Below are 26157 nucleotides of genomic sequence, written 5' to 3'. Positions count from 1 at the left end.
CCTTCGACAGCGGCGGGCAGCAGACGGCGGAAGACCTGAGACCTTCGCGTTGTCCTGGGTGCTCTTGGCCACAGCGCGGACCGGGAGGTCCGGCACGGGCGGCCATGGCGGCGGCGTCCGGTCTCCCACAGCTTGTGGCCTACTCAACTGATCGAGTCGGTGAACGACACCCTCAAAGGCCTGCTCGACCTGGAACAACGCGGCGGCCGGACCTTTGAGGGCGTCGCCGTCCGCGTCGCCCGACGCGTCCTCGCGCCGGCCGTGGCAACCTGGCACGACCACAGGACCGGACAGCCGATCACACGGCCCCTGATCGCCTACGATCACTGATCACTTGGAATGACTCGTCCAGGGAACGGGGGGCGTGGTGTCACGAGCGGCAGGGGCGGTCGTCGGGGCGGCGGTGGGTGACGCCCTGGGCGCGCCCTACGAGTTCGGCCCGGCCGGGGCGTTCTCGGCCCGGTTCCCGGACGGCGGGGGAGAGTTGGCGGCGGGCGGCGGCTGGGAGCGGGGTGAGGCGACCGACGACACGCAGATGGCCGTGCTGGTCGCCGAATCGCTCCTCGACCGGGGGGAGTTGGACCTCCCGGACGTCTTCGAACGGTTCCGGCGCTGGGCCGCCGCCGAGCCCAAGGACATCGGCATCCAGACGGAGGACGTGCTGACCAACGGCATGCCGTGGGACCTCGCGGCCGCCGTCCACTTCAACTCGACGCTGCGGGCGGCCGGCAACGGTTCGCTGATGCGCGCCTCGACGTCGGCCGTCGCGTTCGCCGACGCCGGACGGTCGGCCACCATGGACGCCGCCCGCCGGATCGCCGCCCTCACCCACGGGGACCGGGCGGCCTGGGAGGGGACGGCGATCTTCCACGAGCTGGTCCGCCTCGCCCTCGCCGGGGCCGATCCGCTCGCCGCCGTCCCCGACGCCCTGGCCCACGTCGACGCCGAGCACCGCGACCGCTACGCCGCCGTTCTGGCGCCGGACTGGCACCCAGACCGGGCCACCGAGGCGAACGGGGCGGTCTGGCCGTGCCTCGGTTCGGCGGTGTGGGCGCTGCGCACCACCAGCGGGTTCGAGGAGGCGCTCCGCGCCGCCGTCGATCTCGGCGGCGACACCGACACGGTGGCTGCCGTCACCGGGGCCCTGGCCGGGGCCAGGTACGGCCTGGCGGCGATTCCGGCGCGCTGGACGGAGCCGCTGCACGTGCCGCTGCCCGGATCCGGTGGGCGGGTGCTGAGGGTGGGTGATCTGGTGGACCTGGCCGCGCGGTTGGCGGCCTGGCCGGGCCGCCCGGTCTGACGGGCCGACGATCTGAGGGGCCGACGATCTGACGGGCCGACGATCTGACGGGCCGACGACCTGAGGGGCAAGAGCCCGACGTCCCACCGATCCACCGGCCCGACGGCCCACCGGCCCGACGGCCCCGAGCGTCCTGACCTCGTGACCTTCCGGGGCCCGGCGGACCCGGTGGCCGGGTCGGTGGTGGGCGGGGCTACCGTACGGTGGCAGCGGTTCGAGAGCGAATGAGGGGGCCAGGTGGCAGTCGAGGTGACGGTCCGTCCGGTGGCGTGGGTGGTCGGCGGGCGGGAGGAGGTGCGGGACGACGGCTGGGGGAGTGTCGGTGCGGTGATCCGGCTGGACGGCGAGCGGTTCGGCGAGGAGGCGCTGTACGGGCTGGCGGACTTCTCGCACCTGGAGGTGGTCTACCACTTCGACCGCGTCCCGGAGGACGAGGTGGAGTCCGGGGCCCGGCGCCCGCGCGGCAACCCGGACTGGCCGCTGGTCGGCATCTTCGCGCAGCGCGGCAAGAACCGCCCGAACCGGTTGGGCGTCTCGCGGTGCGAGCTGGTCCGCGTCGACGGTCTGGAGCTCCACGTGACCGGGCTGGACGCGGTGGCCGGTACGCCGGTGCTCGACATCAAGCCGTACCTGGCGGAGTTCGGGCCGCGGGGTGAGGTCCGGCAGTCGGAGTGGTCGGTGGAGCTGATGAAGGAGTACTACGAGACCGAGTCCGCCGAGTCCGCTCAGCCCACCGAGACCTCCGGGTCCGCAGGGGCCACCGAGACCTCCGGGTCCGCCCAGTGAGGCTCGCGGTGGTGTCCGGCGGGGGGACCGGGATCGGCCGGGCGATCGCCGCCCGCCTGGCCGCCGACGGGAACCGGGTGGTGATCCTCGGCCGCCGGGAGGCGGTGCTGGAGGAGGCCCGGGCGCGGATCGAGGAGACCGTCGGCCCGGGCCGGATCGTCCCGGTGCCGGCGGACCTGACGGACCCGGCGGCGGTCGAGGCCGCGGCCGCCCGGATCGCCGGGCTCGGCCCGGTGGACGTGCTGGTGAACAACGCGGGCGCCATCGTCACCCCGCCCGCCGGGGACGGCCTGGCGGCCCTCGCTGACGCCTGGCGCAAGGACCTGGACGCCAACCTGCTCACCGCCGTGCTGCTGACGACCGCGTTGCAGGGGAGGCTGCGCCGGCCCGGTGGCCGGTTGGTGGTGATCAGTTCGGCGGCGGCGCAGCGCGGCGGTGCGGGCCCGCACTCGGCCGGTTCGTACGCGGCGGCGAAGGCGGCGCTGCACGGCTGGGCGTTCGGGCTGGCGCGGCAGTTGGGCCCGGACGGTGTCACGGTGAACGTGCTCGCGCCGGGTTACGTGGCGGACACCGAGATCTTCGGTGCCGGCTGGAGCGAGGAGTTCCACGCCGGGAAGGTCGCCGACACGCTGGTCGGTCGGGCCGGTACGCCCGCCGATGTGGCGGAGGCGGTCGGCTTCCTCGCCTCGCCGTCCGCCGGGTACCTCACCGGGCAGGTGATCGGGTTGAACGGCGGTGCGGTGCTCGGCCGCTGAGGGGTGCCCGGGCGTCGCGGCACCGCGGGCCGCGGCGCCGCGCGGCGCGTTCATCGGACGTCAACCGGCCCTGCCTACCGTGGGTCCGTCCGCCGACGCACGGCCGCCGCACGACCACCGACGACCGCCGCACTTGACCACCGGCGACCGACGACCACCGACCGCCGACGACCGACCCGAGGAGTCCCCGCTGTCCAGGATCATCACCACCGCCCTGCCCGCACACGGCCACACCGGCCCGCTGCTGGCCGTCTCCGCCGACCTCGCCGCCCGAGGGCACGAGGTGGTTTTCCTCGGGGGCTCCCGGTTCGCCGGGGCGGCGCGCCGGGCCGGGGTGCGGTTCGCCGCGCTGCCCGCCGAGGCGGACTTCGACGACCGGGACCTGGACGCGTCGTTCCCGGGCCGGTCGGCGCTGCCGCCCGGGCCGGAGCGGATCGGCTTCGACGTGCGGCACGTCTTCCTGGACCCGATTCCGGCGCAGTACCGGACGCTGCTGGCGCTGCTGGCGGACTTCCCGGCCGACGCGGTGATCGCCGACGCGTTCGTGCAGGGCGCGCTGGCACTGGCGTCGGGCCGGCCGCGGGCCGAGCGTCCGGCGCTGATCGGGATCGGGGTGTCGCCGGTGATGCTGCCGAGCGTGGACACCGCGCCGTTCGGCTACGCGCTGCCGCCGATGCCGGGGGAGGAGGGCCGGGCCCGCAACCGGGCGCTGCTGGCGGAGTTGGAGCGGCGCGGCGAGCCCCTGCGGGAGTACGCCGCGAAGGTGTACGCGGGCCTGGGGGTGCGGATGCCGGAGGGGCCGCGCGGGTTGGCGATGGTGACGGTGCCGGACCACTACCTCCAGCTGACCGTGCCGGGTTTCGAGTACCCGCGCAGTGACGCCCCGGCGTCGTTCCGGCTGATCGGGGCGCTGCCCGGGGTCGACGGGGAGGCGCAGCCGCTGCCGTCGTGGTGGGACGAGCTGTCCGACGGGCGGCCGGTGGTGGTGGTGACGCAGGGGACGCTGGCCAACGCCGACCTGGGGGAGCTGGTGGTACCGACCGTCACCGCGCTGGCGGACCGCGACGTCCTGGTGGTGGCCGTCACCGGCCGCCCGGAGGGGCCGGCGGCGCTGGTGGATCTGCTGGGCGGGGAGCTGCCGGGCAACGTGCGCGCCGCCGGGTACGTCCCGTTCGAGCGGTTGCTGCCGCAGGCGGACGTGCTGGTCAGCAACGGTGGTTACGGCGGGGTGCACACCGCGCTGCGGCACGGGGTGCCGCTGGTGGTGGCGGGGGCGAGCGAGGACAAGCCGGAGGTGGCGGCCCGGGTGCAGTGGGCGGGTGTGGGGGTGGACCTGCGCACCGGTCGCCCGGATCCGGCCGCGGTGGGGCGGGCGGTCGACGAGGTGCTCGGGCGGGGCCGGTTCCGCGAGCGGGCCCGGGCGCTGGGCGCGGAGCTCGCGGAGTACCGGCCGTTCGACGCCATCGCCGAGCTGGTGGACTCCCTGGCTGCTGAGGGTCACTGAAGGTCTCCGGGGGCCGCTGAGGGCTGCTGAGAGCCGCTCAGGGCTGCTGAGGCCGGGCTCCGGGTGCCCGGGTTCAGGGTGCCCGGGCCACCCCCGGGGGCACCCCGGGGACCGGCCTGCTCGCCGTCAGTCCCGCTCGCCGCCAGTCCCCGTCACCGTCAACCCCCGTCGCCGTCAGTCCCCGTCGGCGTCGGGGGCCGCGGTCGGCGCGCCGCCGGACTTGATGCCGAGCTTGACCTCGGCCGTGGTCCAGTCGGTGGCGATGGCCTGCTGGGCGGCGGCGAGGGTGGTCTGGCCCTTGCAGATCGCGGTGTGCAGGTGGGTCTCCACCGAGTCCTTGGGGTTGTTGGGGCCCTTGCCCGGCACGTGGTCGGGGGAGGGCGGCTGGACCCAGAGGTTGCGCGGGTCGTTGGGGTCGCCGCCGAGCTGCAGGCTGATCAGGTGGTCGTACTCGGCGTCGCCCATCGGGCCGCTGTAGCCGTAGGACTTGGCGTTCTCGGCCTTCTCCTTGCCGGTGATGTTGGACGGCGGGCGGATCGTCGAGGTGTAGCCGCCGGTCTTGCAGATGGTGTCGTTGAGGTTGCCCTGGTTGACGGCCGGGCTGATCGCGCCGGGGGTGCAGTTCGGGTCGGGCAGCGGCTGCTTGTCGGCCGTGTAGCGGTACTTGCAGCTGCCCGGCGCGGGCTGCGGCTGGACGTCGTAGGAGCTCTTCGGGCCGGCTCCGGTGACGACGGCGGCGGGTGCGGGGGCCGCTCCGGCGTTGGGGTCGGCGGCGTCGCCGGCGGGTGCGGCGGCGGTGCTGCGGCCCGCCGGCTTGGCGGTGTGGCCGCCGCCGGGCGAGCAGCCGGTGGCTGCGGCTATCAGGGCGGCCGCGGCTATGGCCAGGGCGGCACGGGCGGGAGCCGGCACGGGTTCCTCCAGGTCGGTGCGGTCGGACGGGCGGCGGGCGGACGGGTGACGCCGCCGGCCGCGCCAGCGGACACTACCGTGTCGAGGGGGCCGAACGGGTGACGCCACGTCCGGGCGCGGGAGGGCTGTGACCGGCGTGCGGAATCGTTTCCGCGACACCGGACGCCCGGGCCCTCCCCGGCGGCCGGCCGCGGCCGACGCCGGGCGGAGCAACCCAGCAGGGCGGCAGGCGCCGGGCGGCGTAGCTTCGTGACCGAACGACGACGTTCGCCCCTTTCGGACCTCCCGGAGTCACCCCATGCGGAGTCACCCCATGCGGATCCCCGCCCTGATCGCGGCAGCCGCGCTGCTACCCGTCCCGCTCCTCGCCGCCCCGGCCGCCCGGGCCTCCGCCGCGCCCGTGCACCGCCCGACGTACGCCAAGGACCTGAGCGTGCAGGTGAGCCCGCCGTCCTTCCCGACCGCGCCCGGCGCCGTCGGGACCGTCCTGGTGACGGTCTGCAACAACGGGACCGAGACGCCGACCGAGGCCACCCTGGTCGTCAACGGTCCCGGGGATCCGGGCCTGGAGCTCACCACCGACCACGCGGGCCCGGTGGACGGCGGCTGGAACTGGATCCGGTTCCAGGTGGCGCAGGGCCTCGCGCCGGGCACCTGCGAGACCGAGCGGATCTTCGGCCGGAGCATCGGCACCACCCCGGGCCCGCAGACCTACCCGGGCGGCACCGCCGTCGTCACCTGGGACCCGGCGCAGAACCCGGACGACGGGTCGGCCACCTGGTCCTTCGCCACCTCGGCGCCGGTGACGAACGCCGTGCTGGAGATGTGGCGGCCCCCGAAGCCGGCGGCGCCCGGCGACCCGGCCGACTTCGAGGTGCTGGAGCGCAACCTGGGCCCCTCCACCGACTACCCGTGGCGCGGCCGGGTGGTGGCACAGCTGCCGCCCGGCTCCACCTGGCTGGACACCGCGCCGAGTTCCAACCCGTGCGTGATCTCGGCGGACGGCACGACGGCGACCTGTGACGACCCGGTCAACAACACCTGGTCCCGGTACAACCGGGGCTTCGCGCTCCGGGTCGACCCGGCCGCGAGCCCCGGGACGAGCATCCCGGTCACGCTCACCTACCAGGCCCCGGCCAACCCGGACCCGCACGCCTTCGTGCTGACGGTGCCGATCCCGGTCTGCTGATCCCCCCGGGTGCCGCCGTGGGGGCGAGGCCGCGCCCCACGGCGGCACGGCCGACGGGCTACCGCTGCGCCGCGATCCAGTCCGAGATGAGCTCGTCCAGCACCCCCAGGGGCAGGCTGCCGTGCCCGATCAGCTGGTGGTGGAACTCCCGGACGTCGAACCGCCCGCCCAGAGCCGCCTGGGCGCGCTCGCGGTGCCGGACGATCTCCCGACGGCCGATCAGGTAGGCGGTGGCCTGGCCCGGCCAGGAGATGTACCGGTCGATCTCGTTGCGGACGTTCTCCTCGGTGGTGGCCGTGTTGTCCCGCATGAACGCGATCGCCCGCTCCCGCGACCAGCCGAAGTGGTGCAGTCCGGTGTCGACGACCAGGCGCACGGCGCGCAGCGCGTCCATCGAGAGCATGCCGAAGCGCGAGAGGTCCGAGCTGTACAGCCCCATCTCGTCCGCGAGCCGCTCGGTGTACAGCCCCCAGCCCTCGACGTGGGCGGTCAGCTGACCGCTCGGCTTCTGCCGGAACACCGGCAGGTGGTGCAGCGTCTGGGCGACGGCGATCTGCAGGTGGTGGCCGGGCACGCTCTCGTGGAAGGCGATCGCCTCGTACTCGTACCGGAACCGGGTCTGCGGGCGCAGGGTGTTGATCCAGTGGGTGCCGGGCAGGCCGCCGGGGCCCGGCGGCTGGTAGTAGGCCAGCGGCGCGGTCTCCGCCTCGACCGGGTCGATCTCCCGGGTCACGCAGTCGGCGATCGGGTACGGGCGGAAGTAGTCGACCGAGGCGCGGCGGGCGCGCTCCAGCGCGTCGTCGACGAGGGCGATGATCTCCGCGGCGCTGTCGAAGCGCAGCGCGCGGTCCTCGCGCAGCGCGGTCAGCACGCCCTCGGTGTCGGTGATGCCGAGCACCCGCCCGCCCAGCTCGGCGAACTCCTCGCGCAGCTCGGCCACGGTGTCCAGGCCGATCCGGTGGACCTCCTCCGGGGTGAGGCCCGGCCGGGTGTAGCGGGCGACGGCGTCGGCGTAGCCCTCGGTGCCGCCGGGCACGTGGCAGACGCCGGCCTGGTCGTCGGGCCTGGCGTCCGCGGCCAACTGCTGGGCCAGCCCGGCCCGGTAGCGGGCCACCGCCGGGCGCACGCCGTCGCGGACGATCGCCAGGGCCCGTTCGAGCTCCGGCCGGCCCCGCATCGGGCGCAGCAGCTGGTCGTCGTCCGGGCCGGCGGCCAGGTAGGCGTCCAGCTGGGTGACGGCGGCGTCGACGCCGCTGCGCAGCGGCCGTCGGCCGTCGGCCGCGGTGTCCAGGAAGCCCTGCAGGACGGCGTCGAAGTAGCCCGGCAGGCCGGCCAGCCGCTCCAGGTAGGCCTCGGGGCCCTCCTGGTCGACGGAGGTCATGGCGAGCGAGGTGAACGCCGCGTTCTGCGGTGCCACGATGGTCGCGGAGACGCTGAAGTCGGCCAGCCCGTGGGTGATCTGGCCCGTGCCGTTCTCGATCAGCCGGCCGAGGACGCCGTGGGTGATCCGGTCGTCGCCGGTCAGCGCGTCCACCGGGATCGCGGCCAGCCGCGTACCGATCCCGGTCAGCACCTCGCGGTGGCGCAGCGCGGCCGCCCGGGAGGGGTCGGGCACCTGGTGGGCGTGGCCCGCGACCCCGCTGAGCGTCGCGTCGAACGGGTTGTGCGCGTTCTCGGCGGCGAAGAACTCCTCCGCGAGTGAGGCGAGTTCGGCCTGATGCGGCTGGTCGGTCACGATCGTTCCCCCGGTCCGGTGCGGTCTGTGTGCCGAGGGGGCCCTGGGCGGCCCCGGTTGCGCCGATTATTCGGAGCGGCCGGCGGCGTGGTCAATAAGCACCGGTGGAAATAAGCACCGGTGGCACGGGGTCGGTGGAACGAGCGCCGGTCGACGTCGGGGCCGGGCCGCGCCGGGGTGCGGCACCGGCGCGGTGCTGCCGGTCCGCGCCGGTGTCCGCGCGCCGGGGCACCGGTCTGACGGTGCGTCAGCGGTAGGCCTCCGGTGCGGCGGGCAGGCCGGCGTCCTGGACCTCGACCAGGTAGCGCCAGCAGTCCGGGCGGCTGCCGTCGAGGTCGGTGAAGCCGTACTCCCGGGCGAGCTGCCCGCTGGACAGCGACCGGCCGTTCCACCGGGCGAGCGCCGGGTCGGCGGCCAGGGCGGCGACCGCCCGGCCGACGTAGCGCGGCGTCTCGGAGATGCCGAAGTGCGGCTCCCGCACCACGGCGTCCCGCCAGGTCTCCTCGGTGACGCCGAAGTGCTCCAGCATCATCTCGGAGCGCATCCAGCCGGGGGTGAGCGCGACGGCGGTGGCGCCGCGCGGGCCCAGCTCGTGGCCGAGGGAGAAGGCCATCCGCAGCACGGAGGACTTGGCGAGGTCGTAGAAGAAGGAGTTGCGGTAGGTGGCGCCGTTGTACTCGGCGGTGCCGTCCGTCATCTCGACGACCAGGCCGCCCGGGTGGCGCAGCAGCAGCGGGAGCGCGTGGTGGCTGGTCACGGCGTGCGTCTCCACGGCCAGCCGCAGCAGCCGCAGGCCGTCATCCAGGTCGTGCTCCCAGACCGGGACGTTCCAGCCGAACAGGTTCTCGCCGCCCCAGATGTCGTTGACCAGGACGTCCAGCCGGCCCTGCTCGGCGTCGATCCGCTCGACCAGGGCGGCGACCCGGGCGGGGACGAGGTGGTCCGTCGGGACGGCGATGCCCGTTCCGCCGGCCGCCGTCACCAGGTCGGCGGTGTCCTCGACCGTCTCCGGGCGGTCGTACTCCGAGCGCTGCCGCCGGGTGCTGCGCCCGGTGACGTACACCGTGGCGCCCGCGGCGCCCAGTTCGACGGCGATGCCCCGCCCCGCGCCCCGCGTCGCCCCCGCGACCAGCGCGATCCGCCCGTCCAGTACCCCTGCCACGCGCCCCGCCTCCCTGACCGCCTCCGGCGGCCGCCCGCTGCCCGGTCACGCCACCGGCCGGCCCGGGCGGGCCCGGCTGCCCGGGAACGACCCGCCGGACCCACCGGACCCGGACCCGCCGGACCCACCGGGACCGACCGGCCGCGGTGACGACTGTGCCGACGCCCGTGGAACGGACGTCGGCACCATCCTCGCGCAGGGGTCCGACACTCGGCCGGAGCCGCTGCTCAGCCCGCGTGGGCGGCCTTGGCGGCCTTGGCCGCGGCCTCCTTGTCGTGCTTCGCCTTGATCCGGGCGGTCTCCTTGCGGACGTCCACCTGGTTGGCGCGCTCGTGCTGCAGCCAGAGCGGGTTCTCGGCCTTGATCGCCTCGATCTGGTCGGTGGTGAGCGCCTCCGTCACGCCACCGCGGGCCAGGCCCGAGATGGAGATGCCGAGCTTGGCGGCGACCACCGGGCGCGGGTGCGGGCCGTTCTTGCGCAGCTCCTGGAGCCACTGCGGCGGCTCGGCCTGCAGCGCGTTGAGCTCCTCGCGGGAGACCACGCCCTCCTGGAAGCCGGTCGGCGCCGCGTCGAGGTAGATCCCCAGCTTCTTGGCCGCGGTGGCCGGCTTCATGGTCTGGCCGGTCTTCTGCTTGAGCGATGTCATGGAGACAAGGGTAAGGGAGTGCGCGGGCGCTCCCGGTCACGGTCGGTAGCCTTGCCCTGTGACAGAGATGCAGGTGAACCCGTCCTTCCGGCTCGTGTACGTCCCGGGCGTGACCCCCGGCAAGTGGGCCCGGGTCTGGGGCGAGCGGCTCCCGGACGTGCCGCTCGACCTCCTCGCGGTGCCGGTCGGCGACGCCGAGGGGACCCTGCGCGGGGGCACCGCGGACGCCGGGCTGCTCCGGCTGCCGGTCGACCGGGACGTGCTCAGCGCGATCCCGCTGTACACCGAGACGACCGTGGTGGTCTTCCCCAAGGACCACTGGCTCGCCGCGGCCGAGGAGGTCGCGCTGACCGACCTCGCCGAGGACGTGGTGTTCCACCCGCTCGACGACACCCTGGGCTGGCCGGGGGAGCTGCCCGGCCGCCCGGCCGTCGAGCGCCCGGCCACCACCGCCGACGCGATCGAGCTGGTGGCGGCCAACGTCGGGGTGCTGCTGGTGCCGCAGTCGCTGGCCCGGCTGCACCACCGGCGCGACCTCACCTTCCGCCCGGTCGTGGAGGCGCCGCAGTCCCAGGTGGTGCTGGCCTGGCGGCAGGAGGAGACGACGGACCTGGTCGAGGAGTTCATCGGCATCGTCCGCGGCCGGACGGTCAACAGCTCGCGCGGCCGGGGCGCGCAGCCGGCCGCCCCCGCCGCCGAGCCGAAGAAGGGCGCGCAGGCCCGCAAGCCCCAGTCGCCGAAGGCGGGCCAGCAGAAGGCCGGCCAGCAGCGGGCGGGCCAGCAGAAGGGCGGCCAGCAGAAGACCCAGGGCAAGCCGCGGCCTTCGGCGGGCGGCCGGGGCGGTGCGGCCGCGAAGCGGGGCAGCGGCAAGCCCAAGCGGCGCTCGTAGCGCCAGGCCCGGGCGGCCGCCAAACGCGGCGCCACGCACCGGAACCCCCCCCGCGGCGCCGCGCACCGGAGCCCCCGGCCGGGACGCCCGGGGCCTCCGGTGCTGGCCGGGGCCCGGTGGGGCGCGTACCGTCGGCCCCGGGCGCTGCCGGCCCCGTCCGGTCGAGGGGTTGGAGGAGCGCGCCGTGTGGCACGACCTGGTGGTTGTCCAGATGCCGATCGCGGAGAAGGTCGTCCGCACGGTGGCGGTCTACGTGCTGATCCTGGTGCTGTTCAGGGTCGCGGGCAAGCGCGGGCTGGCCGGTCTGAACACCTTCGACATGGTGGTCGTCTTCCTGCTCTCCAACGTGGTGCAGAACGCGATCATCGGCAACGACAACAGCCTGCTCGGGGGCACGATCGGCGCGGTCACCCTGGTCACGGTGAACTCCGCCGTCACCCGCTGGCTCGCCCGGGACCCGCGCGCCGCCCGGCTGCTGGAGGGAACCCCGACCACCGTCGTCAAGGACGGCCGGCTCGTGCCGGAGTCGCTGCGCGGCCTCGCGCTGCGGGCGTCCGAGATCGAGCACGCGGTGCGGGTGCAGAACGGGGACACCGTCCGGGACGTCGCGGTCGGCCGCCTGGAGCCGGACGGCCAGTTGGTGATCACCCTCAAGCCCGAGGAGCAGGGCGCCACCCGGGGCGACGTCGAGGAGCTGCGGCGCCGGCTGGAGTCGATCGAGGGGCTGCTCGCCATCCTGGCGGCCGACCGGGGCCGGGGGCGCTGAGCCGGGCGGCCCGCCGTGCCCGGACGGGCCCGCCGTGCCCCCGTGAGGGCTCACCGCCCCCTGGTACGGGCTCACCGTGCCCCTGAGGGCTCACCGGGCCCGGCGGGCGAGGGTGGCCGTGTAGGGGTGCGGGGAGAGCGAGGGGCCGCGGCCGGGGCGGACGGTGCGCCCCGGGGTCGGGGTGACGCTCCACCGGGCGGCGATGGTGGCGATGGCGAGGACGGCCTCGGTGGTGCCGAAGGCGTCGCCGAGGCAGCGGCGGGCGCCGAGGCCGAAGGGGGCGTAGGTGCCGGGGGAGGGGCGGGCGGTGGTGAGCCAGCGGTCGGGGTCGAAGCGGTCCGGGCGGCGGAACAGGTCGGGCCGGCGGTGCAGCAGGTACGGGCTGAACAGGACGGTGGCGCCGGCCGGGACGTGCAGGCCGCCGAGGTCGGCGTCCGTGGTGACGGTGCGGCTGAGGATCCAGACCGGCGGGTAGAGCCGCAGGGTCTCGCTGACCACGCGGGCGGTGAGCGGCAGGGCCGGGAGGTCCTCGTAGCGGGCGGGGCGCCCGTCGAGCACGGTGTCGAGTTCGGTGTGCAGCCGCTCGCGGACGGCCGGGTGGCGGGCGAGCAGCGACCAGGCCCAGGCGAGGGTGGCGGCGGTGGTCTCCGTGCCGGTGAGCAGGAAGGTGGCCACCTGGTCGTGGACCTCGGCGTCGGTGAGCCCGCGCCCGTCCTCGTCGCGGGCGTCGAGCAGCCCGGACAGCAGGTCGTGGTGGTCGGTGCCGGTGGCCCGGCGGCCGGCGACGAGCCGCCCGGTGAGCTCCGACAGGTCCCGGCGGGCGCGCCGGAGACGGCGGTTGCCGGGGGTGGGGAGGCGGTCGGCTCCGGGCAGCGGCAGCGTGACGCGCCGGCCGGTGCCGCGGGTGACGACGTCCACGCTGTCGTGCACGGCCGGGGAGCCGGCCCGGTCGTGCGCGGCGAACAGGCAGCGGGCGGTGGCGGCGGTGGTGAGGCGGTGCATCGCGGCGGGGACGTCGACCACGTCGCCGACGCGCCAGCGGGCGGTGGTGCCGGCGATCTCCTCGGCCATCAGTGCGCCGTAGCCGGGCAACCGGTCGTGGTGGAAGGCGGGTTGGAGCAGGCGGCGCCGGCGCCGGTGGGCCGCGGCGGGGCAGCCGGCGGGGCCGTCCCCGCCCGCGGGGCCGGTGCCGGGCCCGCCCCGGTCGAGGAGGTGGTCCTCGGCGAGCAGCCGGCGCACCAGCTCGGGGTGGCAGGCGACGTACGCGTCGCGCGGGCCGAGTCGGAGCCGGACGAGGTCGCCGTGGGCGGGCAGGCCGGCGACGAAGGCGAGCGGCCGGCGGAGCAGGGCCGGGGTGTGGCCGAGCAGGGGCAGGGCGCCGGGGGCGGTGGCCGAGGTGTACTGGGTGGGCACGGGCGTCACCTTGGGTGGGGGTGGCCGCAACGGTGGTGGCCGGGACGGTTCGTGCTCCCGATCTTTCCCGGAGCCCGGTGGCGAAACGATCCGCGGTGGGCGGGCGGGGGAGGCAGGGGGGCGCGTGCCGAACGTCCGTGCGCCGTCCGGCGCCTGGGGGAACGTCGGCCGACGCCGGGAGCGCGGTGGTGCGTGTCGGCGCCGCCCTCGGCGTGGGGGGTATCCCCGGGCGCCGCCCCGCCCCTACACTGCGGAACTTGCGAGACTACTGGTCAGTAGGGATTGGGGAGTTCGGATGTCCGACGAGCGGGCCCACGCGTTCACCGACGACGCCCTCGGGGCGCACGACGCCGTGGCGCTGGCCGCGCTGGTCCGCTCCGGCGAGGTGTCCCCCGCGGAGCTGGCCGCCGCCGCGGCCGCCCGGGCGGCCCGGATCGACGGCGCGCTGACGCCCGTCGCCCACCCCTCTTACGACCGTCCGCGCTCCGGCCCGGGCGGGGCCGGCGGCCCGCTGTACGGCGTGCCGACCTTCCTCAAGGACAACGTCGACCTGCAGGGTCTTCCGACGGCCATGGGCAGCGAGGCGTTCCGGGCCCGCCCCGCCCGCCGCAACGCCCGCTTCACGGACCAGTTCCTCGCCACCGGCCTGTCCGTGCTCGGCAAGACCCGGTTGCCCGAGTTCGGGCTGAACGCCTCCACCGAGTTCGCCACCGCGCAGCCGGTGCGCAACCCGTGGAAGCCCTCGCACTCCGCGGGCGCCTCCTCCGGCGGCTCGGCCGCCCTGGTGGCCGCCGGAGTGGTGCCGATCGCGCACGCCAACGACGGCGGCGGCTCGATCCGCATCCCCGCGGCCTGCTGCGGACTGGTCGGCCTCAAGCCCACCCGGGGCCGCCTGGTCGTCAACGCCCAGAGCGACAAGCTGCCGATCGACATCGTCACCGACGGCGTGCTGACCCGGTCGGTGCGCGACACCGCGGCCTTCTACGCCGCCGCCGAACGCCACCACCGCAACCCCCGGCTGGCCCCGATCGGGCTGGTCGAGGGCCCGGCGGCGCGCCGGCTGAGGATCGGGCTGGTCGTCGACTCGCCGATCGCCACCACCGACGGCCCCACCCGGGCGGCGGTGCAGGAGGCGGCCGCCCGGCTGTCGGCGCTCGGGCACCACGTCGAGGAGACCACCCTGCCGTTCGGCGAGGAGTTCTCCCGCGACTTCGTCCTGTACTGGGGGTACATCGCCTTCGCCATCGCCGTCAGCGGCCGGCTGATGCTGGACCGCAGCTTCCGGATCAACCGGCTGGACGGCCTGACCACCGGCCTGCGCCGCCGCTTCCAGCGCGAGTTCCGGCACGTCCCGGCGGTGCTGCGCCGGCTGCGCCGGACCGAGGCCGCCTACGCGGGCATCTTCCGCAGCCACGACGCGGTGCTCTCGCCGGTGCTCGCGCACACCGCCCCGCCGATCGGGCACCTCAGCCCCAACGTGGCCTTCGACGAGCTGATCGAGCGCCTGCTGCGCTACGTCGCGTTCACGCCGGTCAACAACGTGACGGGCGGGCCCGGCATCGCGCTGCCCACCGGCGTCGCACCGGGTGGCCTGCCGATCGGCGTGCACCTGTCGGCGGCGCACGGCGAGGAGCGGCGGCTGCTGGAGCTGGCCTTCGAGCTGGAGGCGGACCGGCCCTGGCGCCGGATCCAGGACTGAGCCCCGGCCCCCTGTTCCCGTCCCCCGGCCCGGGCTCCCGTCCCCCAGCTCCCAGCTCCCAGCCCCCGGCCTCCGTCCCGGCCCCGGCCCCCGGCCTCCGTCCCGGCCCGGGTCGGCCCGGCGCCCGGGGCGCTATCCGGCCGGGGCGGCGACCGCCCGGGCCGCCTGCACCTCGTGGTGCAGCCGGGCCAGCGCGCAGTCCGGCGAGAGGCCGTCCGCCCCGGCCGCGGGCAGCGGTGCGCCCGTGCGCAGCGCGTCGGCCAGGGCGGCCAGCTCCCGGGTGACGGCACGGACCTCGGCGGGCGAGGGGGCCGGCGCACCGTGCTCGACCCGGACCCGGGTGGCCGTGGTGGTGTCCACGATCCGCTCGACCGCGATCACCAGCGGCCACCAGGCCTCGGCCCTGGCCCCGACCGGCGGCGGCTCGGTGAGCGCCCGCTGGAACTCGCTGCGCACCGCGGAGAGGTCCCGGTAGAGCCGCCGCCGGTAGCGGGCGCGGGCCGGGTGGTCCCGTCCGGGCGCGGTGGTGAAGGCCAGGGCGACGTACGAGCCGCTGTCCGCGACGGCGTCGGCCAGCCGCTCCCCGATCCGGGTGTGCCAGGACTCCGGCCAGAACAGGTAGCCGGCCAGCAGCGCGATGGCGCAGCCGATCAGCGAGTCGTACAGCCGGGGCGGCACCAGGTGGAAGCCCTGGTGGTTGAGCAGGTCCGAGAGCAGCAGGACCACCGGGGTGATCGCCGCGGTCTGGAAGGCGTAGCCCTTCGCCGACATCGCCGGGATCAGCGCCGCGAGCACCGCCATCACGGGGACGTCCCACCAGCCGCGCGGCACCGCGGCCAGCACCGGTACGGCGATCAGCAGCCCGCCGGCGGTGCCGAGGGCGCGCAGCACCGCTCGGGAGAACACCGAGCCGAAGTCCGGCTTCATCACGAAGGTGACGGTGAGCGCCACCCAGTAGGAGCGGGGGACGGCGAGCACCGAGACCAGGATCTGGGCGAGGCCGATGCACAGCGCCAGCCGCAGGCCGTACCGCCAGGACGCGCCGGACAGCAGCAGGGCGTGCGCCGCCTTCCGGGCGCGGACCCGTAGCGCGGCGGGCCGGCCGAGCCGGTCCTCGGCGCCGTACGGGTCGGGTTCGGTCTCGTGCACGACGCTCCGCGCGTGGCCGATGGCGTCCACCAGGGCCCGGGTGGACGGCCCGGTGGGTGCGGGGAGGGCGGGTGGCGGGGCGCGCCCGGGGCGGTCGTGGTCGATGGCCGCGGCCAGGTCGCGCACGGCCGCCGGGTAGGCGGCCGGCAGCGGTACCTGCGGGCTCGGGCGCAGCTGGGCCGCCGAGACCGCCTCCACCACGGGGATGACGGCGTTGAGCTGGGCGAGCAGGCGCACCAGGGTGGGGGAGCGGCCGTGCCGGCGGGCCCGGCGGGCGAGCAGCAGGTCGTAGGAGTGGTTGAGCGACTGGGTGAGCGCCTGGCGCCGGGCGTCGTGGCCGGGGGTGCCGGTGGCCTCGAGGACGGCGGCGACCGTCCGGTAGGTGTCCGCGACGGCCGAGCGCTCCGGCGTGCCGCCGCGCAGCGGCCAGGCCAGCAGGGTGAGGGCGAGCACCAGCAGACCGCCGAGCAGCAGCAGCGCGGGCGGCAGCCACCACGGAGGGGGCAGCGGGAGCCCGGCGCCGACCACCGCGTTCAGCAGCAGGAGCAGCCCGGAGACGGAGGCCACCGCGCCGATCGAGGAGATCATGCCGGAGACCAGCGCGACGGCGGTCAGCACGGCGACGGCCGTCCAGCCCGAGCCGTACACCAGGGTGCCGAGGAGCACCCCGAGCGCGCCGAACAGCTGGGGGACGGCGATGTTGAACACCCGCATCCGGTAGGCGTCCGCGGTGTCACCGATGACCCCGGACAGGGCGCCCATCGACACCAGCGCGCCGTACCCGGTCCGGCCGGTGGCGGTGCCGACCGCGAGCGGCGCGGCGAGCGCCACCGAGGCCCGGGCCGCCGCCGCCCAGGGCACCGGTGCGGGCGCGGGCCGCAGGCCCTCGGTCAGCCAGCTGGGCGGGGCGAGCCTGGCGGCGACTCGTCGGCGGCGTGCCATAGGCCCAACGTACGGCCGGGCCCGGCCCGCGGCTCGTCCTGCGTCCGGTCCGGGGTTCGTCGGGCGTCCGGTCCGGGGTTCGTCCTGCGTCCGGCCCGGGCGGGCGGGCAACGGACGGGCGGCCGATCCGGTTCACCGACGGTTATGTCAATTCCGGAAACATATCCCGGCTTATGTCGGTTCCCGAAACATAAAGCGCTCCCGAGGGCTGTCATGAGCTGCGTGGATTTCCCCGTTGGTAACCGCCGATCGAGGGTTGACACCATTAGTTGGTCTAGTCCAACGTATGGGGAGCGCGGTTCGGCAAAAGGCTGAGACGGGGTGAGCACGCCTGCCGGACTTGCGAGTTGGCCCCTTTCGGTGAAGCCCGCGACCGGGCCCCGGAAGGGACGGAGCGTGTGCGGATCGGCACGCGTTCGTGGGCCGAATTCCGCGTGCGGCCGGTGACGGGCCGTCGGCCCGCCGTACCCGCACTCTGCGCCCGAGTGGCGCTGCGTCGACTACGAACCATGGAGTGACTGCCCATGCCGAGCCCTGACGGGTATCTGCACCGAGCCGCCTCGGAGCGCCCCTACTTCAGTGAGGACGGGGAGAGCTACCTCGCGCGGACCGCGCTGCGCGAGGTCCGCAAGAAGCACCCGCTGCGGGTGCTCTCCGAAGAGGACTTCGCGTTCTGGCAGACCTACGGCTACGTCGTGGTCAAGCAGGCCGTCCCGGCCGAGGCCGCGCGGCGCCTGCTGGAGTTCGCCTGGGAGTTCCAGGGCCTCTCGCCCGACCGCCCCGAGGACTGGTACCGCGAGCGCGACTACCGGGACGAACTCGACCAGCACCTGCACATCTACGGCTTCGTCGAGGCCTACCACCACCAGCTGATCTGGGACAGCCGGCAGACCCGCCGCGTCTACGACGCCTTCGTCGACGTCTGGGACTGCGAGGAGCTCTGGGTCACCCTCGACCGGCTCAACCTCAACCCGCCGAACGTCCGCAACCGCGACCGCGCACTCATCGAGCCCACCGACAAGGGTTTCGACATCGAGCTGCACTGGGACGTCGACACCACCCAGGGCATGCTGCCCCAGCGCGTCCAGGGCATCATCGCGCTCGACGACACCCGCCCCGACCACGGCGGCTTCCAGTGCAACCCGGAGCTGTTCCGCCGGTTCAACGAGTGGCAGGCCGCCCAGCCGGCCGACCGCGACCCGATCCGCCCGGACGTCGACCGCACCGAGTTCCCGGTGGTGCGGCCCGAGTTGGCCGCCGGCGACCTGCTGATCTGGAACGGCCTGCTGGCCCACGGAGTCGCCCGCAACACCTCCGAGAACGGCGTGCGGGCCGTGCAGTACCTGTCCATGATGCCCGCGCTGGAGGAGGCCGAGCAGATGCGCCGCTCCCGGGTGGAGTCCTGGCGCACCCTCGCCACCCCGGACTGGAACCGCACCCTGGTCGGCGACCCGGTCAGGCACGAGTCGCTGCGGTACGGGCCGGCCCGGCTCACCGAACTCGGCGAGAAGCTGCTCGGCCTGCGCTCCTGGCACGGCCGCGCGAGCGCGGACCCGGCGCCGGCGGAGCAGGATCCCGCCGCGCACCAGCCCGCCACGTCCACGGGGGAGCCCGAATGCGAACCGTCTGCCTGACCCTGCCCACCAACCGCGAGTGCGCGGCCACCATCGCCGCGATCGGCGCCGAAGCCGCCTTCGCCGCGGCGCGGTTCGACGTCCGCGTGCACCTGCTGGTCCTGGACTCCGCCGACCCGGCCGTCTTCCGCCGGCACGCCGAGGCCGTCGCCGCCCTGCCCGCCGTCGAGCGGGTGACCGTCCACCACCTCGACGAGGACGCCCAACGCGCCTTCCTGCGCGACGTGATCGAGCGCTCCGGCGCCGCCGGCCCCGAGCGGCTGCTCGACCTCATGCTGCCCGACGCCGTCTCCTACGGCGCCTGCACCAACCGCGCCTTCCTGCTCGCCGCCGCCCTCGGCTGCACCTCCGTGCACCGCCGCGACTCCGACAGCCACTACCAACTCCTCTACGGCGAACCGGTGTTCCCGATCGTCCCGGAACTGGCCGCACTCGGCCTGAAGGCCGCCGACGCGGCCGCCGCCGTCACCGACCACACCCTCGACCCGGCGCACGCGGACAAGCCCGTGGCCCTGGTCGGCGGCTCCTTCGTCGGTGAACTCTCCGTCGACCTCGCCGAGATCCGTGACCTCGACCCGCAGGCCTACCACCGGGTCGTCGCGCTCTGGGCGCCCACCGGTGCGAGCGAGGAGGAGCGGCGCGAGCTCGTCGCCGAGTCCTTCACCGGCGGCGGCACCGAACCGTTCGGCGGTGACCGCGCCGTGCTCGACCTGCCCGACATCTGGCGGATCGACATGTGCAACGTCGCCATCGACCACGAGGTCTACGAACGCGTCCCGCTGCCGCCCGCCACCGACACCATCGGCAGCGATTACTTCCTGCTGCACCTCGTCCGGGACGCCACCCTGCCCGGCGTCGTCCACAACCGGCACATCGTCAACTACTACACCCCGGAACGCCGCACCGGCGCCGGCTTCACCGCCTACCAGCTGCGCTACGCCAAGTTCCTGCTCTCCATGCTCTACCTCTACCCGGTCTACTTCGACATGGAGGCGGCCGGCGACGCCCTCCTCGACGAGGCGCACCACGTGCGCGCCGACGCCATCGCCGACTCCGCCCGCCGCAGCGCCGCGACGGACCGCGCGGAGAACCACCGGCGGCTCGACGAACTCGACCGCTGCTACCGGCGACTGGGCGGCAAGTACGCCGAGTTCGCCGACCACCTGGCGCCCCAGCGGGCACGCCTGCTCGACGAGGCGCAGGCGGACATCGAGGACTTCGCGCTGCTGATCGACGCGTGGGGCCCGCTGACCCGGGCGAGCAGGACCACCCCCGCCGAGCGGCTGCCGCGGTAGCCGGACCGGGAGCCCATCCGTGATATCCCAGAGCACCACCCACTCCCAGAGCGCCGGCCACCGCCAGGCGGCCGCCCACCGCGCCCCCGCGCACCACACCACCGCCCACCACGCCGGCGAACTCGCCGGCCCCGCACCCGACCCGGCCGCGCACGACCGGACGGCGATCCGCGCCGCCCTCGCCGCCGCCACCGACGACCGGATCGTCTACGACCTCGACGGCATCGGGCGCCAGTACGCCGCCCTCGTCCGTGAACTCCCCGGCGTCGACGTCCGGTTCGCCATGAAGGCCTGCCCGGTCGACGAGGTGCTCGCCGGCCTCGCCGCGCTCGGCTCCGGCTTCGACGCGGCCAGCCCGCAGGAGATCGCCCAGGCGCTGCGCACCGGGGTCGGCCCCGAGCGGATCCACTACGGCAACACCATCAAGTCCGACCGCAACATCGCCGAGGCGTACCGGCTGGGCGTGCGCGACTTCGCCACCGACAGCCTGGAGGACGTCGCCGCGATCGCCGAACACGCCCCCGGCTCCCGGGTGTTCTGCCGGATCGCCACCACCGGCGACGGCGCCCTGTGGGGCCTGAGCCGCAAGTTCGGCTGCTCGCCGGAGGACGCTCTGCGCGTCCTGGACGCGGCCCGCACGGCCGGGCTCGTCCCGTCCGGGCTCTCCGTCCACGTGGGCTCCCAGCAGATGACCGCCGAGGCCTGGGGCGCCGCCGTCGACTCGCTCGCCGCCGTCCTGGAGGCGCTCAACTGGCGCGGCATCACCCCGCAGCGGATCAACCTCGGCGGCGGCCTGCCCGCCCTCGGCGTCCTCGACCGGCACGGGCGACCGCTGGAGCCGCCGCTGGACAAGATGTTCGCGGTGATCCGCGAGGGCATGGAGCGGCTGCGCACCGTCAACGCCGCACCGCTGGAGTTCCTGCTGGAACCCGGCCGCCACCTGGTCGCCGACCACGGGGCCATCCGCGCCCACGTCGCGCGGCTCTCCTCCCGCCGCCAGCTCGACGGCACCCGTGAGGACTGGCTCTACCTGAGCTGCGGCAAGTTCAACGGCCTCTACGAGATGGACGAGCTGCAGTACCGCCTGGAGTTCCCCACCCACCCCGGTGGCCAGTTCGTCAACGCCGTCGTCGCCGGGCCGACCTGCGACAGCGACGACGCCTACACCCGGGACGGCGGACTGGTCCGCGTCCCGCGCGCGATCGCCTCCGGCGACCCGGTCTGGATCCACTCCTGCGGGGCGTACGCCACCGCCTACACCACTCGCGGGTTCAACGGCTTCGAGCCGCTGCCCTACGTCTGCGTGGGCCGGACGGACCCGGCGGACGGCACGGGCGGTGCGGACGGCCCCGGCGTGACCGGCGCCGTGGCCGGAACGGTCGGCCGGGACGGGGGCGCGGCATGAACGACGTCAGGATCCGGCTGCTCCGGGAGGGCGACTGGGACGGCCTGGTCGCGCTCGAGGAGCGCGCCTACGCCGCCAGCGGTCTCTCCGAGGGGCGCGCCGCCCTGCAGTCCCGGCACCGGGCCTCACCCGACACCTGCTTCGTGCTGGAGCACGCCGGCGGCTTCGGCGGGTACCTGCTCGCCCTGCCCTACCCGCTGTTCCGGTGCCCGGACCTCAGCCGGAGCGAGGCGGGCGGCGTGCGCGCCACCAACATGCACGCCCACGACCTGGTCGTCGCCGAGGAGCTGCGCGGCCGGGGCCTCGGCCACCGGCTGCTGCGCCACCTGGAGGAGACCGCCCGCGCGGCCGGCTACCGCACCGTCTCGCTGGTCGCCGTCGGCGGCGCGCAGGTGGTGTGGGGCCCGCTGGGCTACCGGGCGCGGCCCGAGGTCGACCTGCCCGAGAGCTACGGGCCGCAGGCCGTCTACATGGCGATGCCGCTCGGCCCGGTCGCGGCCCCCGCGGTGCTCCCCGCCGCCCCGGCGCCCGTCCCTGCCGCCGCCCCGGTCCCCTCCCCGGCGCCCGTCCCGGGCGTGCCCCGGCCGCCGGCGCGCTCCACCGAACCGTCCCCCGGGTCCCCACCCAGAGCCGAAGTGGGCTGATGCACATGTCCCCCGATCGAGACGCCTTCCGCCGGTCCCAACTGGCCATCGGCGCCCTGTTCCTCCTGCTCGGATTCCAGTACGCGAGCTGGGTCTCCCGGATCCCCGCGCTCAAGGCCCGGCTCGACCTCGGCGAGGCCCAGATCGGCCTGCTGCTGATGACCTGCGGGGTCGGCGCGGCGGTGTCCTTCCCGCTGGTCGCGGTGCTGATGCGGCGGGTCGGTTCGCGCCTGCTGTCGGTGCTGTCCGCGCTCGCCCTCGGCGCCGTCCTGCTCGCCCTGTCCGTGGTGCCCGACTACCCGCTCACCCTCCTGGTGCTGTTCTGCGACGGCGTCGCGGTGGGCTGCCTGAACGTGGCGATGAACGCCCAGGGCGCGGCGCTCGAGGCCAGGTACCGGCGGACCACGATGTCCCGGCTGCACGCCACCTTCAGCGCCGGCTCGCTGCTGGCCGCGCTGCTGGCCTCCGGCGTCACCGCCGTCACCGACGGCCTGCTCGCGCACTTCGGTGTCGCCGCCGCCCTGCTCGCCGTCCTGGTCGTCGCCGCCCGGCCCGGGCTGCTCGCCGACGAGGCGGACGCCGACGAGGCGAAGACGGACGAGGCGAAGGCTGCGGAGCCGGCGCCCGCGGGGCGGAAGGCGCGGCGCCGCTTCGCCCTGCCCGTCGCGGCCACCCTCTGGATGGGGCTGGCCATGGTCTTCGGCACCGTCACCGAGGGCGCCATGAACGACTGGTCCGCGCTCTACCTCAAGGACGTCGTGGACGCCGGCGCCGGGCTCGCCCCGATGGGCATCGCGGTGGTCTCGGTGATGATGGTGCTCGCCCGGATCTTCGCCGACGGCTGGCGGACCCGGTTCGGCGACGGCCGGATCGTCCGGACCGGCAGCCTGCTGGCCGGCGCCGGACTGGCCCTCGCCCTGCTCGTCGGCGGCGTCGTCCCGACCCTGCTCGGCTTCGCCTGCGTCGGCCTGGGCGTCGCGGCCGTCACGCCCTGCGTCTACGTCGCCGCGGCCCGCCAGGGCTCCGACGCGCTCTCCCTGGTCGCCGCGATGGGCACCACCGGACTGCTCGCCGGCCCGGCCGTGATCGGCTTCATCGCCGACGCCACCAGTCTGGTCTGGGGCATGGCCGCCGTCGCCGCCTCCGCCGCGATCGTCTCGCTCTGCGCCCTGCGCATCGGCTGGCCGGCCCCGGAGCCCCGCACCGGGCCCGGCGCCGACCTCGCGGCCGGCCCGGCCTGACGCCCGCACCCCCGACCCTCGCCGGCACGCCGCGCCCTCCCCCGTCGCGGCGTTCCGGGCGAGCCCCCTCCGCCGGGGCGGGACCACCCGGTCACCCGCCCGCACCCGACCCTCGCCCGGCACCTCCGCGCCCCCGTCGCGGACGTGCCGGGCGAGCCCGTCCCGTCGGGCGGCCCGCCCGGACGCTCCCGGCGTCCGGGGCGGCACTCCTCCGCGGGGCGGCGGGTCGTCCGCCGGACCGGCCCCGGGGCAAGGCCGCGGGCCGGAACGGTGTCTGACGGTGCGTCGACGCCGGGGGTCTTCTAGAGTCGCCTGCGGCACGACCGTACGACTGTGATGCACGGAGCGAGAGGCGACAGCACCATGACCGAGCAGGCCCCCGAGCCCTACCTCCCCGTCGACGAGGACTGGACCACGGCACTGGCCGTCGTGGCCCACCCGGACGACATGGAGTACGGCGGCGCCGCGGCCGTCGCGCGCTGGACCTCGCAGGGCAAGAAGGTCGTCTACGTGATGGTCACCAGCGGCGAGGCCGGCATCGACTCGATGAGCCCCGAGGAGTGCGGTCCGCTGCGCGAGGCCGAGCAGATCGCCTCGGCGCGGGTCGTCGGCGTCGACACGGTCGAGTTCCTCGGCCACCCGGACGGGGTCCTCGAGTACGGGCTGCCGCTGCGCCGGGACATCGCCCGGGCGGTGCGCCGGCACCGGCCCGACGTGGTGATCACCAGCAACTTCCGGGAGACCTACGGCGGGGTGTTCCTCAACCAGGCCGACCACATCGCGGTCGGACGCGCCACCCTGGACGCGGTGCGCGACGCCGGCAACCGGTGGGTGTTCCGCGAGCTGCTCGACGAGGGCCACGAGCCGTGGAACGGGGTGCGGCAGGTGTGGGCGGCGGGCTCGCCCGAGGCGCGGCACGCGGTGGACACCACCGACCACTTCGACCTGGGCGTCGCCTCGCTGGAGGAGCACAAGGCGTACCTGGCCGGGTTGGGCGGGGCGATGGCGGACGCGCGCGAGTTCCTGGAGGGCTTCGGACGCGGCGCCGGCAGCCGGCTGGGGGTGCGGTTCGCGGTGCCGTTCGAGGTGTTCCCGCTGCGGTAGGCGCGCGGGCGGCCGGCCCGTTCAGTCGCGGTCGGGGCCGGGTTCGGTGTCGTGCCCGGTGGTGGTGTCGTCCCCGGTGGTGGTGTCGGAGGTGGTGCCGGTGGCGCCGCCCGGGGCGCCGCCCGGCTCGGTGCCGGCGGGGTTCCCGTCGGCACCGCCGTCCTCCGCGCGCCGGCGCCGGTAGCGCAGCACCTGCCGGAGCAGGAAGGCCGCCACCAGCAGCCCGAGGCCGACGGCGAACCAGAGCTGGTAGCGGATCGCCGTCCGGTAGACGGTGCCGATGTTGGCCCCGGCCAGGTAGCCGAAGGTGCCCCAGACGCCCACCCACAGCACCGCGCCGAGCACGTTGAACGGCTGGAACCGGCGCCAGGGCATCTCCGTCGTGCCCGCGATGATGCCGTTGGTCTGGCGCAGCCCGTCCACGAAGCGGGCCACCGTGACGACCTTGGCGCCGTGCCGGGCGAAGAAGCCGTCCGCCCGCTCCATCCGCTCCGGGGTGAGCAGCACGTAGCGGCCCCAGCGGTGGACGAAGGCGCGCCCGCCGGTGCGGCCGATCAGGTAGCCCAGGCTGTTGCCGACGGTGGCGGCGACGACGGCGATCAGCAGGACGGCGGCGAAGTTCAGGTGGCCCGTCCCGGCGTACACCGAGGCGAGCACGAGGATGGTCTGCCCGGGCACCGGGATGCCGCAGTTGTCGAGCAGCACGAGCAGCGCCACCGCGAGGTACCCGTAGTGGTCCAGCAGTGGCGCGAGCCCGGCGAGCGCCCCGGGCAGCGGGGTCGTGGCGGCGGACACCGCTCCTCACCACCTCGTCCCGGTGGGGTGCGGGGCGGTGGGGGTGTCGGTCAGCGGTTCGTCGCGCGCGGCTCGATGTTGCAGTCCGGGCCGGGGTAGATCAGGCCCTGGTGTCCGTCCTCGAAGCGGACCACGTACGGCGGTTGGCCGTCGGCGCCGCGCACCTCGACGATCTCGCCCTTCTGGTCCACCATGCCCACCGACCTGCTGTGGATGTGGAGCTGGTCACCTACCGCTGCGTGCATGGTCTGCTCCTCGGGTCGTGGCGGCCGCCGCGCGGCCGTTCCGGTCCACGGTTTCCACTGTGCTGCCGCGGCGGCGGGCTCGCAACGCCTCGGGCGGGCGGGTCGGGGGCGGCGGGTGCGCTGCCGGCGGGGCCCGGTGGCGGGCCCGGGGCCGGTTCAGCGGGCGGGCGGCTGCTCGGTGAGGTAGCAGCGCACCAGCCGCTTGCACTCGGCGATCAGGGCCGGATCGCCGTCCGGGTCGCTGCGGAAGGCCAGTTTGAGCACCGCGTCGGCGGCCTCCAGGGCGACCCGCAGGGCCAGGGTGAGCGCCGCCGGGTCGGCCGCCGCGAACAGGTCCCCGCCGAGCGCCTGCAGGCGCAGCGCGACGGCGGTGTTGTTGTCCACGCCCGCGTCGAGCAGGTGCTGGTCGTCGTGGACCCAGGCGGGGAGGGCCGGTCCGGCGTCGGCGAGGCCGAAGTCGACCTGGCCGAAGCCGCGCACCGTGCGCTTCATGGCGACGAACTCGTCCACCGCGAGGTCGGTGAACCCGGCCGGGCCGAGCGGGGCGGCGCCCGCGAGCCGGCCGTCGAGCCGCTGGAGGTACTGGTCGAGGTTGCGGGTGGCGAGCGCCGCCAGCAGGTCCTCCTTGCCGGCGAAGAACTGGTAGAGGGTGCCGATCGGCACCTGGGCGCGCTGCGCCACCTCCTTGGTGGTGAGCGCTGTGGCGCCGACCTCGTCGAGCAGTCCGGCGCAGGCGTCCAGGATCCGGCCGTACCGCTCCTGGCTGCGCTGCTGGACCGGTCGCCGTCGGACCACGGGGCCGCGGCCGGCCGTCTGGTGACTCCTGGTGTCGGCGCTCATGACGTCACTCTGCCGTATCCGCTGTTCCGGCGGCCAATCACCGGTGCGGTGGCGCCCCCGAGTGCCCCGTGGGGAGCGGGTCGACCGGTGGCCGGAGCTGAACGGCACG

23 protein-coding genes and 1 pseudogene are annotated in these 26157 nt (G+C 75.4%); 15 read left to right on the top strand and 9 right to left on the bottom strand.

Annotated elements, in window-relative coordinates:
- Nucleotides 1-159: 159 nt before the first annotated feature.
- The 5 genes and pseudogenes from ACIA8Q_RS23705 (at nucleotide 160) to ACIA8Q_RS23685 (ending at nucleotide 4345) form a co-directional block, all read left to right on the top strand.
- Nucleotides 160-330 carry a hypothetical protein gene (locus ACIA8Q_RS23705; RefSeq protein ID WP_396317635.1) on the top strand — a complete coding sequence of 57 codons (171 nt, stop codon included), beginning with the start codon at nucleotides 160-162 and terminating at the stop codon, nucleotides 328-330.
- 37 nt (nucleotides 331-367) lie between these two features.
- Entirely contained in the window at nucleotides 368-1300 is a 933-nt protein-coding gene (locus tag ACIA8Q_RS23700) for an ADP-ribosylglycohydrolase family protein (RefSeq protein WP_360215293.1), read from the top strand.
- A gap of 249 nt (nucleotides 1301-1549) precedes the next feature.
- A pseudogene (locus ACIA8Q_RS23695) lies at nucleotides 1550-2002 on the top strand (SAM-dependent methyltransferase); the annotation flags it as partial.
- Between the two features lie 95 nt (nucleotides 2003-2097).
- Nucleotides 2098-2841 (top strand): SDR family oxidoreductase, encoded by a 744-nt coding sequence (locus ACIA8Q_RS23690; RefSeq protein ID WP_360215212.1) that lies wholly within the window; start codon nucleotides 2098-2100, stop codon nucleotides 2839-2841.
- Nucleotides 2842-2974: 133 nt separating this feature from the next.
- Nucleotides 2975-4345 (top strand): glycosyltransferase, encoded by a 1371-nt coding sequence (locus tag ACIA8Q_RS23685; RefSeq protein ID WP_396317634.1) that lies wholly within the window; start codon nucleotides 2975-2977, stop codon nucleotides 4343-4345.
- A 174-nt stretch (nucleotides 4346-4519) separates the two neighbouring features.
- Here ACIA8Q_RS23685 and ACIA8Q_RS23680 read toward each other — a convergent pair whose 3' ends face one another.
- Nucleotides 4520-5254: a hypothetical protein gene (locus ACIA8Q_RS23680; protein WP_387906917.1), complete on the bottom strand. Its 735-nt coding sequence runs from the start codon at nucleotides 5252-5254 to the stop codon at nucleotides 4520-4522.
- A gap of 313 nt (nucleotides 5255-5567) precedes the next feature.
- Between ACIA8Q_RS23680 and ACIA8Q_RS23675 the strand changes: the two genes are divergently transcribed.
- Nucleotides 5568-6443 (top strand): hypothetical protein, encoded by an 876-nt coding sequence (locus tag ACIA8Q_RS23675; protein WP_360215221.1) that lies wholly within the window; start codon nucleotides 5568-5570, stop codon nucleotides 6441-6443.
- A 58-nt stretch (nucleotides 6444-6501) separates the two neighbouring features.
- Here ACIA8Q_RS23675 and ACIA8Q_RS23670 read toward each other — a convergent pair whose 3' ends face one another.
- From ACIA8Q_RS23670 to ACIA8Q_RS23660, 3 genes are all read right to left on the bottom strand, one after another.
- Nucleotides 6502-8178: a DUF885 domain-containing protein gene (locus tag ACIA8Q_RS23670; protein WP_360215224.1), complete on the bottom strand. Its 1677-nt coding sequence runs from the start codon at nucleotides 8176-8178 to the stop codon at nucleotides 6502-6504.
- A 247-nt stretch (nucleotides 8179-8425) separates the two neighbouring features.
- Nucleotides 8426-9340 (bottom strand): SDR family oxidoreductase, encoded by a 915-nt coding sequence (locus ACIA8Q_RS23665; protein ID WP_360215227.1) that lies wholly within the window; start codon nucleotides 9338-9340, stop codon nucleotides 8426-8428.
- A 227-nt stretch (nucleotides 9341-9567) separates the two neighbouring features.
- Nucleotides 9568-9987, bottom strand: a complete 420-nt coding sequence (locus tag ACIA8Q_RS23660; protein WP_360215230.1) for a DUF5997 family protein — start codon at nucleotides 9985-9987, stop codon at nucleotides 9568-9570.
- Nucleotides 9988-10054: 67 nt separating this feature from the next.
- Between ACIA8Q_RS23660 and ACIA8Q_RS23655 the strand changes: the two genes are divergently transcribed.
- Nucleotides 10055-10876, top strand: coding sequence for a LysR family substrate-binding domain-containing protein (locus ACIA8Q_RS23655; protein ID WP_387906991.1), 822 nt, complete (start codon nucleotides 10055-10057; stop codon nucleotides 10874-10876).
- 184 nt (nucleotides 10877-11060) lie between these two features.
- Nucleotides 11061-11642 carry a YetF domain-containing protein gene (locus tag ACIA8Q_RS23650; RefSeq protein ID WP_360215236.1) on the top strand — a complete coding sequence of 194 codons (582 nt, stop codon included), beginning with the start codon at nucleotides 11061-11063 and terminating at the stop codon, nucleotides 11640-11642.
- Between the two features lie 90 nt (nucleotides 11643-11732).
- Here ACIA8Q_RS23650 and ACIA8Q_RS23645 read toward each other — a convergent pair whose 3' ends face one another.
- Nucleotides 11733-13055, bottom strand: coding sequence for a cytochrome P450 (locus ACIA8Q_RS23645; RefSeq protein ID WP_360215239.1), 1323 nt, complete (start codon nucleotides 13053-13055; stop codon nucleotides 11733-11735).
- A 295-nt stretch (nucleotides 13056-13350) separates the two neighbouring features.
- On the opposite strand from ACIA8Q_RS23645, the gene ACIA8Q_RS23640 reads away from it, so the two are divergent.
- The gene (locus tag ACIA8Q_RS23640; RefSeq protein WP_360215242.1) at nucleotides 13351-14754 is read left to right on the top strand and encodes an amidase; all 1404 of its coding nucleotides are present in this window, start codon (nucleotides 13351-13353) and stop codon (nucleotides 14752-14754) included.
- A gap of 132 nt (nucleotides 14755-14886) precedes the next feature.
- Here the strand turns inward: ACIA8Q_RS23640 and ACIA8Q_RS23635 are convergent, their stop codons facing one another.
- A complete protein-coding gene (locus tag ACIA8Q_RS23635; protein WP_360215245.1) occupies nucleotides 14887-16845 on the bottom strand; it encodes an FUSC family protein in 1959 nt (652 codons plus the stop codon).
- A 524-nt stretch (nucleotides 16846-17369) separates the two neighbouring features.
- Between ACIA8Q_RS23635 and ACIA8Q_RS23630 the strand changes: the two genes are divergently transcribed.
- The 6 genes from ACIA8Q_RS23630 (at nucleotide 17370) to ACIA8Q_RS23605 (ending at nucleotide 24168) form a co-directional block, all read left to right on the top strand.
- Nucleotides 17370-18479: a phytanoyl-CoA dioxygenase family protein gene (locus ACIA8Q_RS23630; protein ID WP_360215248.1), complete on the top strand. Its 1110-nt coding sequence runs from the start codon at nucleotides 17370-17372 to the stop codon at nucleotides 18477-18479.
- Complete coding sequence (locus ACIA8Q_RS23625; RefSeq protein ID WP_396317633.1) at nucleotides 18461-19774, top strand: DUF6271 family protein; 1314 nt, start codon at nucleotides 18461-18463, stop codon at nucleotides 19772-19774. Before ACIA8Q_RS23630 ends, ACIA8Q_RS23625 begins: the two co-directional genes overlap by 19 nt.
- Before the next feature lie 166 nt (nucleotides 19775-19940).
- Nucleotides 19941-21179 carry a type III PLP-dependent enzyme gene (locus tag ACIA8Q_RS23620; protein ID WP_387906992.1) on the top strand — a complete coding sequence of 413 codons (1239 nt, stop codon included), beginning with the start codon at nucleotides 19941-19943 and terminating at the stop codon, nucleotides 21177-21179.
- A complete protein-coding gene (locus ACIA8Q_RS23615; RefSeq protein WP_360215254.1) occupies nucleotides 21176-21823 on the top strand; it encodes a GNAT family N-acetyltransferase in 648 nt (215 codons plus the stop codon). Before ACIA8Q_RS23620 ends, ACIA8Q_RS23615 begins: the two co-directional genes overlap by 4 nt.
- 5 nt (nucleotides 21824-21828) lie before the next feature.
- Nucleotides 21829-23064: an MFS transporter gene (locus ACIA8Q_RS23610; protein ID WP_360215257.1), complete on the top strand. Its 1236-nt coding sequence runs from the start codon at nucleotides 21829-21831 to the stop codon at nucleotides 23062-23064.
- A 363-nt stretch (nucleotides 23065-23427) separates the two neighbouring features.
- A complete protein-coding gene (locus ACIA8Q_RS23605; RefSeq protein WP_360215260.1) occupies nucleotides 23428-24168 on the top strand; it encodes a PIG-L deacetylase family protein in 741 nt (246 codons plus the stop codon).
- Nucleotides 24169-24189: 21 nt separating this feature from the next.
- Here the strand turns inward: ACIA8Q_RS23605 and ACIA8Q_RS23600 are convergent, their stop codons facing one another.
- From ACIA8Q_RS23600 to ACIA8Q_RS23590, 3 genes are all read right to left on the bottom strand, one after another.
- Nucleotides 24190-24963, bottom strand: coding sequence for a DedA family protein (locus ACIA8Q_RS23600; protein WP_396317632.1), 774 nt, complete (start codon nucleotides 24961-24963; stop codon nucleotides 24190-24192).
- 50 nt (nucleotides 24964-25013) lie between these two features.
- Nucleotides 25014-25208 (bottom strand): DUF1918 domain-containing protein, encoded by a 195-nt coding sequence (locus ACIA8Q_RS23595; RefSeq protein WP_360215266.1) that lies wholly within the window; start codon nucleotides 25206-25208, stop codon nucleotides 25014-25016.
- A gap of 156 nt (nucleotides 25209-25364) precedes the next feature.
- On the bottom strand, nucleotides 25365-26048 hold the full coding sequence (locus tag ACIA8Q_RS23590; protein WP_360215269.1) for a TetR/AcrR family transcriptional regulator: 684 nt from the start codon (nucleotides 26046-26048) through the stop codon (nucleotides 25365-25367).
- Nucleotides 26049-26157: the final 109 nt, after the last annotated feature.

Origin of the sequence: Kitasatospora sp. NPDC051705 (assembly GCF_044453265.1) — a bacterium.
In the GTDB taxonomy this organism is placed as follows: Bacteria; Actinomycetota; Actinomycetes; order Streptomycetales; family Streptomycetaceae; genus Kitasatospora.
The sequence above is the reverse complement of the archived record's forward strand: the minus strand, read 5'-3'. Positions and strand labels throughout refer to the sequence as shown.

Excerpts from the sequence above, each read along its gene's own strand:
- ACIA8Q_RS23675 (WP_360215221.1), top strand. The coding sequence starts at position 5,568 with ATGCGGATCCCCGCCCTGATCGCGGCAGCCGCGCTGCTACCCGTCCCG.
- ACIA8Q_RS23660 (WP_360215230.1), bottom strand. The coding sequence starts at position 9,987 with ATGACATCGCTCAAGCAGAAGACCGGCCAGACCATGAAGCCGGCCACC.
- ACIA8Q_RS23655 (WP_387906991.1), top strand. The coding sequence starts at position 10,055 with ATGCAGGTGAACCCGTCCTTCCGGCTCGTGTACGTCCCGGGCGTGACC.
- ACIA8Q_RS23640 (WP_360215242.1), top strand. The coding sequence starts at position 13,351 with ATGTCCGACGAGCGGGCCCACGCGTTCACCGACGACGCCCTCGGGGCG.
- ACIA8Q_RS23635 (WP_360215245.1), bottom strand. The coding sequence starts at position 16,845 with ATGGCACGCCGCCGACGAGTCGCCGCCAGGCTCGCCCCGCCCAGCTGG.
- ACIA8Q_RS23630 (WP_360215248.1), top strand. The coding sequence starts at position 17,370 with ATGCCGAGCCCTGACGGGTATCTGCACCGAGCCGCCTCGGAGCGCCCC.
- ACIA8Q_RS23625 (WP_396317633.1), top strand. The coding sequence starts at position 18,461 with ATGCGAACCGTCTGCCTGACCCTGCCCACCAACCGCGAGTGCGCGGCC.
- ACIA8Q_RS23615 (WP_360215254.1), top strand. The coding sequence starts at position 21,176 with ATGAACGACGTCAGGATCCGGCTGCTCCGGGAGGGCGACTGGGACGGC.
- ACIA8Q_RS23610 (WP_360215257.1), top strand. The coding sequence starts at position 21,829 with ATGTCCCCCGATCGAGACGCCTTCCGCCGGTCCCAACTGGCCATCGGC.
- ACIA8Q_RS23605 (WP_360215260.1), top strand. The coding sequence starts at position 23,428 with ATGACCGAGCAGGCCCCCGAGCCCTACCTCCCCGTCGACGAGGACTGG.
- ACIA8Q_RS23595 (WP_360215266.1), bottom strand. The coding sequence starts at position 25,208 with ATGCACGCAGCGGTAGGTGACCAGCTCCACATCCACAGCAGGTCGGTG.
- ACIA8Q_RS23590 (WP_360215269.1), bottom strand. The coding sequence starts at position 26,048 with ATGAGCGCCGACACCAGGAGTCACCAGACGGCCGGCCGCGGCCCCGTG.